Source organism: Romboutsia ilealis (assembly GCF_900015215.1).
GTDB lineage: Bacteria > Bacillota > Clostridia > Peptostreptococcales > Peptostreptococcaceae > Romboutsia > Romboutsia ilealis.
Map to the genome: position 1 here is coordinate 1,039,447 of NZ_LN555523.1, position 12,016 is coordinate 1,051,462.

The 12,016-nt window shown below is 26.9% G+C and carries 9 protein-coding genes and 1 pseudogene; 4 read left to right on the forward strand and 6 right to left on the reverse strand.

The window, feature by feature from the left end; genetic code table 11:
* Position 1: 1 nt before the first annotated feature.
* Both CRIB_RS04925 and CRIB_RS04930 read right to left on the reverse strand, forming a co-directional pair.
* A pseudogene (locus tag CRIB_RS04925) lies at positions 2–1,332 on the reverse strand (IS3 family transposase).
* 137 nt (positions 1,333–1,469) lie between these two features.
* A complete protein-coding gene (locus CRIB_RS04930; protein WP_180703418.1) occupies positions 1,470–1,670 on the reverse strand; it encodes a nucleic acid-binding protein in 201 nt (66 codons plus the stop codon).
* Positions 1,671–1,997: 327 nt separating this feature from the next.
* Here CRIB_RS04930 and CRIB_RS04935 point away from each other — a divergent pair, with 327 nt between their 5' ends.
* The 4 genes from CRIB_RS04935 to CRIB_RS04950 all read left to right on the forward strand — a co-directional run bounded on the left by CRIB_RS04935 (position 1,998) and on the right by CRIB_RS04950 (position 8,037).
* A complete protein-coding gene (locus CRIB_RS04935) occupies positions 1,998–2,918 on the forward strand; it encodes a SpoIVB peptidase S55 domain-containing protein (protein WP_180703419.1) in 921 nt (306 codons plus the stop codon).
* 112 nt (positions 2,919–3,030) lie between these two features.
* Positions 3,031–3,735: a hypothetical protein gene (locus CRIB_RS04940; RefSeq protein WP_180703420.1), complete on the forward strand. Its 705-nt coding sequence runs from the start codon at positions 3,031–3,033 to the stop codon at positions 3,733–3,735.
* A gap of 154 nt (positions 3,736–3,889) precedes the next feature.
* A complete protein-coding gene (locus CRIB_RS04945) occupies positions 3,890–6,526 on the forward strand; it encodes a calcium-translocating P-type ATPase, PMCA-type (protein WP_180703421.1) in 2,637 nt (878 codons plus the stop codon).
* Between the two features lie 236 nt (positions 6,527–6,762).
* Positions 6,763–8,037 carry a dihydroorotase gene (locus CRIB_RS04950; RefSeq protein WP_180703422.1) on the forward strand — a complete coding sequence of 425 codons (1,275 nt, stop codon included), beginning with the start codon at positions 6,763–6,765 and terminating at the stop codon, positions 8,035–8,037.
* Between the two features lie 58 nt (positions 8,038–8,095).
* Here CRIB_RS04950 and CRIB_RS04955 read toward each other — a convergent pair whose 3' ends face one another.
* From CRIB_RS04955 to CRIB_RS04970, 4 genes are all read right to left on the reverse strand, one after another.
* Entirely contained in the window at positions 8,096–9,328 is a 1,233-nt protein-coding gene (locus CRIB_RS04955) for an ABC transporter permease (protein WP_180703423.1), read from the reverse strand.
* Positions 9,315–10,010 (reverse strand): ABC transporter ATP-binding protein, encoded by a 696-nt coding sequence (locus CRIB_RS04960; protein WP_180703424.1) that lies wholly within the window; start codon positions 10,008–10,010, stop codon positions 9,315–9,317. The genes CRIB_RS04955 and CRIB_RS04960 overlap by 14 nt, the downstream gene beginning before the upstream one ends.
* Complete coding sequence (locus tag CRIB_RS04965) at positions 10,003–11,052, reverse strand: efflux RND transporter periplasmic adaptor subunit (protein ID WP_180703425.1); 1,050 nt, start codon at positions 11,050–11,052, stop codon at positions 10,003–10,005. The genes CRIB_RS04960 and CRIB_RS04965 overlap by 8 nt, the downstream gene beginning before the upstream one ends.
* Positions 11,053–11,294: 242 nt before the next feature.
* Positions 11,295–11,888, reverse strand: a complete 594-nt coding sequence (locus tag CRIB_RS04970; protein WP_180703426.1) for a GNAT family N-acetyltransferase — start codon at positions 11,886–11,888, stop codon at positions 11,295–11,297.
* Between the last annotated feature and the right edge of the window lie 128 nt (positions 11,889–12,016).

Consider the following 12,016-nt stretch of genomic DNA (forward strand, 5'->3'; position numbering starts at 1 on the left):
TTTAAAAAGCAAGATGATTTCTGTATTGTACAGGAGTCATCTTGTTTAAATTCCATTGATATCTATCATTATTATAGTAATCCATATAATCATCTATTTCATTCCTTACTTGCTCTAAAGTGCTACAATTATTAAGAATAACTTCATCTTTGAAATGGCCAAAGAATGATTCCTGCGGAGCATTATCCCAACAATTACCTCTCCTAGACATAGATTGTTTTAATCCAAGTTTTTTTACTATACTTTGAAATTTAGGGCTCGTATAGTGACGCCTTGATCCGAGTGTAAAATAGCTTCGCTGTGAAGTTTTAAAGTTTTATTTAATGTAAGTTTTTTTAGTGTATTTAAGACAATATTTAACCGTAGGTTATCTGAAACATAATGAGCTAATATTTCATTTGTAGATGAATCTTTTATTGTTGATAAATATGCTTTTTTCCCATTTTTGTATCTTAAGTATGTGATATCCGTTAACAATACTTTACCTGGTATACCTTGTTTAAATTCTCTATTTAGTAAATTAGGAACGATAGTATGTTCTTTAGTTGCTTTCATCATACGTCTATAAGGATTAGCTCTTCTAAACGGACAAATTATATCATATTTATTCATTATTCTTCTAATACGTTTTAAATTATATATTATATTAAATTTATCCTTTAAAACCATTTTTATTTGCCTTGCACCTTTTTTGCGGCCTTTGTAGTTAAATGCTTTCAACACATTTTCTTTAGCTAAGAGATCCTGTTTTTCCTTAAAGTTTCTTAATTTTTCATTTTCTACTAAAAAATATTTGTAGTATCCAGATCGAGATACATCGGCAACTTTACATAAGTAACTTATCATATTTTTTAAATTATACTTTTTTATTGTAGCTTTAATAAGTTCATATTTTTCCCCAAGATAATACATTTATTTCTTCCTTAACACTCTCCTTTCTATCATGTCTAACTTTTTTAGTAATTCATTTTCAGCTTGAAGTAATTTTATTTTAGCTTCTAGTTTTTTATACTTTTCTTCTAATGTCATATTCTTCTCAACAGGTCTACCATTATTATATTTACGAGTATCTGTAAGTTTTGCAGCTCCGCCGTTTTTAAAGGCTGTACGCCATCTATTTGCCGAAGATTTAACTCTTTGCATACCTATAATATCAATATTAAATCCACATTCTTCAAATATTATCCTAGGTAATTTACCATTGCAGTTCTCATCTATGAATATTTTTTTAAATTCATCTGTATAAGTAATCCCCTTCGAGCTAACTTTTTTAACATATTTATTTTTTCTTAATTCAATTATTTCTTCCTCTGTAAATAAATTTATACTCATTAAAATTTCTCCATCTCTATTTATTATTTATTTAATTATATACAAAAATACCCTATAGGGTAGACCTTTTTATTAATTGTCTACTCTATAGGGTACATTTTAAAATTTACTTTAATTATCCTTTATTTTAACTAACACTATTTACTTAAAATTTTCTCTAATTTTTCGATATATAAAGAGACTTCACCACATTTAGGGCAAATTGCAACTTTAGGTTTTTCTATTTTCTCTGAAAATATAGTGCTATTTTTAGTAATTTTAATACCATATCCAGCGCCATCAATTTTAATATCAAAGCCATTAATCATTTCAGAATTACATTGCTTACATATTCTCATTTTATATCACCTACCTTATGTAAAATAAATATTAAAACTTTAATATTGATTATTATAAATTATAAAATAGATATATATTATTTAAAGTATAGTTTCCCAATCGATTTTAGTTATAAGTAAAAAGAGAATAAGTGATAAAAATAATATTTCAGGAGAGATAAATAGCTGACTTTGTTCACAATTCATTAAAAATCACCTCAATAATTATTACATTATATTAGTAAAGGCTTATTTATATGCAGATTATATATTCAAATATTTGACAAAGTAAAATATGAAATATTACATATCCTAAAACTAAATCTAGACATAAAAGGAGTTGACATAATGAAATTATTTAAATCTTTAATTTTAACTTTAGTTGTAACATTGATACTAACTACATCATCAATATTTTGTCAGGATACAGTAAAGTTAGTTCCAAGTGGAGAAGTTGTTGGATTAAATATAGAATTAAAGCATCCTTATGTGTATCAAATATTAAGTGAAGATGCAAAAGATTTAGAACATGGAGATATAATATTATCAGTAAAATATAAGCTTAAAAAAGTAAAATCAATAGATAAAATAAATGAAATTATGAAATTAAAAAATCAAGATATAATAGTAGAATTCTCTAGAGAAGGCACAAATTATACACAAAAGATGACTACAGAACAACTTAGGATGTATGTATTAAAAGAAGTTATATCAGGGATAGGTACTATAACTGCAATAAATGAAAATGGAGAATTTGTTGGAATATCTCATAGTATAAAAATGGAAAACAGAGCAATAGAGTTTAATAAATGTGAAGTTTTTGAAACATCATATGTTCAAGAAATAAAATCTTATAAAGATCGAGTAGGAAGTTTAATAGCAAATATAACTGATAAAAAAATAGGTAGCGTATATTCAATGGGGGAATATGGGGTCAAAGGCAAATCTGATAGTTTTAAATATTCTAAGAAAAAATCTTTAGAAATAGCACAACCCAAAATTGGTAAAGCATATATATATTGTAAAGCTCCAGTTACAAATGAACTAAAGCTACATGAAATAGAAATAATAAAAGTTGGTAAAGAGTCATCTCAAATAAAGATAGTTGATGAAAATCTAATAAAATATAGAGGTGGAGCTGTGGTAGGTATGAGTGGATCTCCAATAATACAAGATAATAAAATAGTAGGTGGATTAAGAAGTATAGTCATAAAAAATCCTACAAGAGGTTATATTGCTAATATTCATAGTATGTTGTATGATAATTAATAGAGAGTTAATACTCTCTTTTTTACGCTTAAGGATATTATAATACTTAAAAATATAAGTAATATTAACATATACATTATAGATATGAAATTTAGACATTGGAGAGAGGGATATGAATTTAAAAAGAATAATTGTTATAATTATACTAGTGATATCAGTAATATTAGGAATATATCTATTTACATTAAGTAATGATTCTAAAAATGAAGATATAAGTTATAAACCTAATGATAAAATAGAGGCTACTGATAATAAAGAAACTGTTCCAGTAATAGACTTCCTTAAATCTATATCAGGATTAAAAGCTAAAAATATAGAATTAATAGATTCTCCGGTAGGAATTAAGGGTGAATTTTTAGCTCCCAGAGAATCTATATTAAATGGAGTAGATTATTTCTTAAAACATACTGAAAATGATAAAATGACCAACGTAAAAGTGGATATAGGAGATAGTTATATAGTTATAAGAGTGGATTATAAAATAACTAATAGTATAACTACACCAATAGAGATAAAAGTAATTCCTAGATTAAACAATAACAAAGATTTAGAACTTAAAATAAAAGAAGTTAAGTTTTTAGATTTAAAAATAGCAGATTGGATAGTTAATATAGGATTAAAGAGCTTTATAAAAGACTGGTTTCCAAATGATAAACAGATTAATATAAAGTTTAAAGAGGGTGTTGTAATAATATATAAAGATAATTTTAAAGGAATATATTTAGATACACTTAAGGTAGAATCAACAGGATTAAATATTAATATGACTATAGATTTAGATACTATAATTAAGAATATAAATTCTAAAAATAAATAATAAAGAGGTATGAATAGAAAATATTCATACCTCTTTATTATTTATAATAGTGTATTTTACGTATGTGATTTTTAAATATTCTTACATTTTAGCTAATAACTTATTAAGAATAAGAAATACTATATATATTAGATAAGAAATACAGGAGGGTAAAATGTATTATAAACAAAAATATATAGAATCTATAAAGTCCTTAAAATCAAATATAAATGGATTAAGTAGTGATGAAGCTAAAAATAGATTATCTGAATATGGATATAATGAACTTAAAGAAGGATATAAAGTTCCAGCTTGGAAGTTATTTTTAGAAAGCTTCAAAGATCCATTAGTTATAATACTCTTAATAGCAGCTATTGTACAAATATTTTTAGGTGAGGTTGTTGAATCTATAATAATATTTATAGTTATAATACTAAATTCAATATTAGGAGTAACTCAAACTAAAAAAGCAGAGGGTTCATTAGAAAGCTTAAAAAAATTATCTGCACCAAAAGCAAAAGTAATAAGAGATAATCAAAAACAAACTATAGAAGGACGAGAATTAGTTCCTGGAGATATAGTAATCCTTGAAGCCGGAGATTATATTCCAGCAGACGGAAGAATTATAGAAGCACAAACTTTAAAAATAGTAGAGGGAATGCTTACAGGTGAGTCAGAACCTGTATTAAAACATAGTGAAAAAATAGATGAAGACGTTGGTATAGGCGACCAAAAGAATATGGTATTTAGTGGTTCTTTGGTTGTGTATGGAAGAGGAACATTTGTAGTAACATCTACTGGAATGAATACTGAAATGGGAAAGGTTGCAAATTTACTTGAAACTGCTGAAAACAAACAAACTCCATTACAACAAAAACTTGATGAGTTTAGTAAAAAACTTGGTGTATTAATAGTTGCTATAGCAGCACTTATATTTATAATTCAAGTTGTAAGAAGTTTTATGAGTGGATCTGATATACCAAAAGCAAGAATTATCGCAGATTCATTTATGTTTTCAATTGCAGTAGCAGTAGCAGCTATTCCAGAAGCTTTGTCATCTATTGTAACAATAGTTTTATCTGTTGGAACTAATGATATGGCTAAAAAACAAGCAATAATTAGACAATTACCAGCAGTTGAAACGTTAGGATCGACAAGTGTTATATGTACGGATAAAACAGGGACATTAACACAAAATAAAATGACGGTAGTAGATTTTTATATGTATGAAACACCTAAAGAAGATATGAATCCAAAAAATATTAACTATTCATATCAATCTAAAATACTAACTGTAGCATCTGCTATATGTAATGATTCAAATATAAATAATGAAGGTAAAGAAATAGGGGATCCAACAGAAGTTGCATTAATAAAATTCGCTAATACTAGAAATTTAGATTACAATACATTAAGAGATAGATATAATAGATTAAATGAAATACCATTTGATAGCGATAGAAAACTTATGTCTACCGTAAATAATATTCATGGAAATGTATATATGTTCACTAAAGGAGCACCTGATGTAGTATTTAGTAGATGTAAATATGCAATGGTTGATGGAGATATTGTAGATATAAATGAAGATATACTAAATGCATATAAACGTATGAATGAAGAATTTTCGAATAAAGCATTAAGAGTATTAGCTTTTGCTATAAAAGATGTAGAAGATGATAATTTTGTTCCATTATTAGAGGATGAAGATAATATGACTTTAGTAGGTCTTATGGCAATGATAGACCCACCTAGAGAAGAAGTATATAAAGCAGTTAGAGAAGCTAAAAGTGCAGGGATAAAAACAGTTATGATAACTGGAGACCATAAAACTACAGCAGCAGCTATAGCAAAAGATATTGGTATAATGGATGAATGTGATATTGCTTTGACTGGACAAGAATTAGATTCACTTACTGATGAAGAATTAGATGAAAAGTTAGAACATATACCAGTATATGCAAGAGTCTCACCTGAAAATAAAATACGTATAGTTAAAGCATGGCAGAAAAAAGGAAAAATAACAGCAATGACAGGTGATGGTGTAAATGATGCTCCTGCTTTAAAACAAGCAGATATAGGAATAGGTATGGGTAGTGGTACAGATGTTGCTAAAGATGCAGCTGCTATGATATTAGTTGATGATAATTTTGCTACTATAGTAAACGCAGTTGAAGTAGGAAGAACTGTTTATAAAAATATTAAAAAGTCTATAACTTACTTATTTGCAGGAAACTTTGCAGGTATAATTGCTATATTATTTGCAGTATTTGCTAATTGGGAAAACCCATTTACAACATTACAATTATTATTTATAAACTTAGTAACAGATTCTCTTCCTGCTATATCTTTAGGATTTGAAAAGCCTGAAAAAAATATTATGACAAAATCACCAAGAGACCAAGATGAAAGTATATTAGCTGGAGGAACCATACAAGCAGTTTTATTTAGAGGTACAATAATAGGTATTGTAGTAATAATAGCTCAATTTATAGGAAGGCAAATATCTACGTATGTTGGAACTGCAATGGCATTTTCTACTATAACACTATGTAGAATATTACAAACATTACCAGCAAGATCAAATGAATATACATTAAAGGAAATAGGCGTATTTTCAAATATGTATGTAATATATGCAACAATAGCTTGTTTACTTATATACGGCCTTACATTACTTCCATTTATGAGACCTATATTTGATATACCATTAGAATTTGGAATTTATCAATTAGGAATATGTGTATTACTAGCTATAATATCTACATTAATAATGGAGATTATTAAATTTAGAAAATCAAATGAAAGATAAATAATAATAGGTATACTTTTTATAGTATACTTATTTTTACGCTTAAGTATATTATAATACTTAAAACGTATTATCTATAAATAAAATAGTAAAATATTCGTTATTGTATTTAATATATAACTTAAATATTGTATAATATATTAAATTAATGAAATAAATTGGGATTTTTTATTGTAAAATATATAATTATGAAGTTAAAGCTATATATTAATATCTAAAGGGAGAGAATTAGGAAGATGATACTTATAAAAAATGGTAGGGTAATAGACCCAAAATCTAAAAGGGATGAAGTAGTAGATATAGTAATAAAAGATAATAAAATATTAAAAATAGGTGAGTGCTCATTAACAGATGAATATGAAAAGATTATAGATGCTAGTGGATGTATAATAGCTCCTGGACTTATAGATGTTCATGTTCATTTTAGAGATCCAGGATTTACTCATAAAGAAGATATAAAAACGGGTTCAAAGTCAGCTGCAAAAGGTGGATTTACGACAGTTGTATGCATGGCAAATACTAATCCTATAGTTGATAATGAAGAAACTTTAAATTATATAAAAGAAAGAGCAAAAGCATCTTCTATAAATGTTTTACAAGCATGTGCTATAACTAAAGGATTTAAAGGCAAAGAGTTAGTTAATATGAAACATCTTAAAGAATGTGGAGCAGTAGGATTTACTGATGATGGGCTTCCTATAATGGATAGTGATGTTATATATAATGCTATGCTAAAAGCAAAAGAGCTTGATGTTCCTCTAAGTTTTCATGAAGAAGATCCATCTCTTATAACTGTAGCTGGTATAAATGAAGGAGAAATATCTAAAAAGTTAGGTATATCTGGGGCAAGTAATGTAGCAGAAGATGTTATGGTAGCAAGAGATTGTATGATAGCTATAAAAACAGGGGCAAAGGTAAACATACAACATATAAGTTCTGGAGTATCAGTCGAAACTGTAAGAATGGCTAAAAGATTAGGGGCTAATGTATACGCAGAAGCAACACCACATCATTTTACTTTAACAGAAGAAGATGTATTAAATTATGGTACAAATGCTAAAATGAATCCTCCTCTTAGAACTGAAAATGATAAATTAAAAATAATAGAAGGATTACAAGATGGTACGATAGAAATAATAGCAACAGATCATGCACCTCATACTTATGAAGAAAAGAGTGTTGAATTTGCAAAAGCTCCAAGTGGAATAGTAGGGCTTGAAACTGCATTAGCTCTTGGTGTAACTAATTTAGTTAAAAAAGGTTATTTAAGCATGATGGCATTACTTGAAAAAATGACTATAAATCCAGCACAACTTTACAATCTAGATTGTGGATATATAAAGGAAGGTTCTGTAGCTGATTTAGTAATATTTAATCCTGATGAAAGCTATAAAGTAAGTGAATTTGAATCAAAATCTTTTAATTCACCATTTATAGGATATGAGTTATATGGAAAGATTAATTATACTATATGTAGAGGGAAGATAGTATTTGATGGTATGAGTAAATAGATAAATTTAAAAGAGATTACTTAATTTTTAAGTAATCTCTTTTATAGTAAAGAAAACTTTATTTATAAATAGCTTTAATTGGATCTAGTTTAGATGCTTTAATAGCTGGAACAATACCGAATATAGTTCCAGTAATTACAGTAGTTACACTTGCAAATAGTAGACTATTTATATTAGGAAGAGCTTTAAATGGTAAATAATTAGATGCATAATTTACAACTATAAATCCAATTACTATACCAATTATACCTCCTAAAACCGTAATAAATATAGCTTCAACTAAAAACTGTACTAATATATCTAAAGGTTTAGCTCCTATAGCACGTCTTATACCTATTTCTCTTTGACGTTCCATTACAGACACATACATTATATTCATAACTCCAACACCGCCTACAAACATTGATATAGCAGTTATAAGTGTTACAAATTTATTTATAGTAGAAATCATAGATTCAAGTTCTTTAGTTTCCTCTGTAGGGTCATCAATATTATAAGAACCATTTATATCAGGATGTAATTCATATAGCTTATTTATAACATTACCTGAAACTTCATACATATCATATCCTTTAGATACAACTAAATCTAGAGAATATATTTCTTGAGGATAAGAAAATTGATTCATTAAATCATTGAATGCTTTTTTAGGCATATATGAATATATATAATTCATATCATCATAATACATATTTTTAATATTACTTTCAGAATTATTTTTAATTGAGTTTTCATCGATAATACCTATTACTTCATAAATATGATTATTTATAGTGATACCTTTACCTAAAGCTTCTTTCGGACTATTAAATAAATCAATGGCATTTTGCATAGTAATAATTATAACTTTTCTATTTTCATCATCATAAGAAAAATTTCTACCAAATACAGGTACTATTTTATCATCATTAAACTCTTTAATATCTAAATATGTAGTTTTTTTATCAAAGGATGCATCTGAATAATACATAGACCCCATACTGAAATCATCTTTACTAGCACTTATTCTTTCAACACCTTCTATAAATGATAACTCATCAATATCTTCTAATTTAAATGGATTTAAAAATGTTTCCATATTAGCCATATTAGAATCACTTGATTCGAAATAAATTCTAGTTTTGTTTGGATTTACACGATTAACTGAATCAGTAACTTCTTTTTTTAGCCCATTTCCTATAGAACTTACTAATATAGATGAAGTTATACCCATTATAATCCAAAGCAAGGTAACAAAAACACGAAGTTTATGACCTTTTAAATTAATTAAAGAACTCTTAATTACACTCATTTAAAGCCTCCTCATATAACACACCATCTTTAAGTCGTATAACCTTAGTGGCATACTTTATTAAGTCAGCATCATGTGTAACCATTATTATAGTTTTACCTTGTTTATTTAGTTCTTTTAATAAACTCATAATATCATCACTAGTCTCACTATCTAAAGCTCCTGTTGGCTCATCAGCAAATATAAGCTTAGGATTATTTACTAGAGAACGAGCTATAGCTACACGTTGTTGTTGTCCACCAGATAGCTGAAGTGGTAGACTTTTTATTTTATCTAAAAGACCAACTTGTTCTAATTTTTCTTTAACTATATTTTCTCTTTCAGATTTATTTAACTTTCCATCGTAAATTAGAGGCAGCTCTACATTTTGATAAATATTTAATGTTTCTATTAAATTAAATTGTTGAAAAATAAACCCAATATATTTATTCCTAAAAACTGAACGTTGATTCTCATTTAAGCTACTTACATTTTCATAATTAAAAAAATATGAACCCGTATCAAACTTATCTAAAAAAGCTAATACATTAAGCAAAGTAGTTTTACCACTACCTGATTTACCCATTATCATTACAAAGTCGCCTTCTTCTATATTAATGTTTAGTGACTTTAAAACATGAAATTTTTCTTTACCCACCTTATAATACTTATTAATATCTTTAAGCTTTATTAAACTACTCACTTTGCATACCTTCAGTATCAACGCTTAAAGTATCTACAGGAATTGCGTCGCCTTCATTCATTTCATTTGATGGGTATCTAATAATAATATCTTGCTTATCAAGTCCGCCTTTTACAACTGTGAATTCATTATTTTGACTTTGAATTTCAATTTTTTGTTTCTTTAATATTCCATCATAGCTCTTAAATACATAAGGCTTATCATTTTCATCTTTAAGTATTGATGAACTTGGTATTTTGCATAAGTTATCAGCTATTTCTATACAAGCTTGAACATGAAATCCGTTAATTAAATCTTCTTGATCTTCAAATGATATATCTATATCATAATAAGATAGAGAGGAATCAGACATATTATCAACTTTGCTAGATGTTGGTATATCAGAGATTACACTAACTCTACCTGAAACTTTTTTATTTGTAGATAAAATTGTAACAGTTACAGGATCATCTATTTGAAGTTTTGGTAAATCTTGCTCACTAGTCTGACCTTTCATATAAAATGTATTGCTTTGAAGAGTTATCATTGAAGTAGATTCAGAATCACCATTTTGATTATTTAAATATACTTTTCCATCAAAAGGAGCAGTAGTATCTGTATACGCTTTTTTATTTAATAAAGAAACTTGAGCTTCTAATTTATTTATTTCAGAGTTTATTATTGTATCATTATCTACATTCGATCCTTTTAATTCACTTATTTGGTTTTTTAAAATTTCTATTTCATTTATTATTGACTCATTTTTTATAGTAAATAAAAGGTCTCCTTTTTTTACAATCTTTCCATTTGTTACATTTAATTTACTTATTTCCCCATCGGTTGGTATACTAAACTCTTGAGATTTTGTTGGAACTATAACTCCATTTATAAATATTTTTTCATTATCTGCAATTGTATAAGTTTGTACATAGTTTTCTTCAGATTGAGCAGTATTACTTTCTTTATTATATAAATAGTAACCACCTATCAATACACTAGATACAACTGTAATGCCTACAATTATCTTAATCTTTTTATTTTTGAATTTCCCTAAAAAAGACATTTATATCCCCCTTTGTATAAAACTTAGATATGAATTATTAATGTATTGGCAAAAAATAACCATAAAACATTAATATAGATTTAATTATACGGAAAAATACGTAAATAAGTCAAGATAATATAAAATATAATGAAATTATAATGGTTTAAGTATAAAATAATATATTTTGAATGCAAAAAAGTGACTATATAAAAGCAAAAAATGTTAAGTTTACCTTTATATAGCCACTTTTTAAGAATTTATTATGCAATTATCTCTTTATCTTTAGATGAAGCTGAATCTAATTTTTTTAATAAAATATATCTATTTATACCATATTGATTTTCTCTTTGAAGTTGCATTTCAAATCCTAAACTCAAAATAGTTCTTAGACTAAATATATTTTCAGCAGCAACAGCAGTTAATATATGACTCTTACCTCTAGCTATAGATTCTTCGATTCTAGTCTCAAGTAGTATCTTGTGTAATGAATTACCACGATAAAGAGGGTCCACCATTACATATCCAGATACATAAGTTGAGTTAATTTCATCTTCGTTCATACCAATATCATAAAGATTGTTTAAATAATCTCCACTTGGAGGTTCACAAAGTGCACATGCTATTAATGTATTTTCAACGTAACATCCAACAATAAATCCGCCGTGGTGTAAAACATTTTGTAAGTAATCTATATCACGAAATTTAAGCCAGTTTTTATTTGAAATTGAGCTAATAACATTATTAAATAAAACTGTTATATCATTAAAATTAGATGCATCCATTAAAAGTACATTAGCATATAAATTTTCGCAAAGCTCTCCGTTGAATTTAGATAATTTTACAGTCTTTATCAAAATAAACACCTTGTGTTCACATAAGGTCGCTACTCTTATGCAGTTCTCTTATGAACTTCTCATACTTTCGTATGAGAGCAGACTATTTCTTCACCCTCGACATTACTCGTTAGGGGCAACCTACTTCC

Coding starts and splice junctions, on each gene's coding strand:
- CRIB_RS04945 (WP_180703421.1), top strand. CDS start 3,890: ATGTATTATAAACAAAAATATATAGAATCTATAAAGTCCTTAAAATCA.
- CRIB_RS04940 (WP_180703420.1), top strand. CDS start 3,031: ATGAATTTAAAAAGAATAATTGTTATAATTATACTAGTGATATCAGTA.
- CRIB_RS04935 (WP_180703419.1), top strand. CDS start 1,998: ATGAAATTATTTAAATCTTTAATTTTAACTTTAGTTGTAACATTGATA.
- CRIB_RS04930 (WP_180703418.1), bottom strand. CDS start 1,670: ATGAGAATATGTAAGCAATGTAATTCTGAAATGATTAATGGCTTTGAT.
- CRIB_RS04955 (WP_180703423.1), bottom strand. CDS start 9,328: ATGAGTGTAATTAAGAGTTCTTTAATTAATTTAAAAGGTCATAAACTT.
- CRIB_RS04950 (WP_180703422.1), top strand. CDS start 6,763: ATGATACTTATAAAAAATGGTAGGGTAATAGACCCAAAATCTAAAAGG.
- CRIB_RS04965 (WP_180703425.1), bottom strand. CDS start 11,052: ATGTCTTTTTTAGGGAAATTCAAAAATAAAAAGATTAAGATAATTGTA.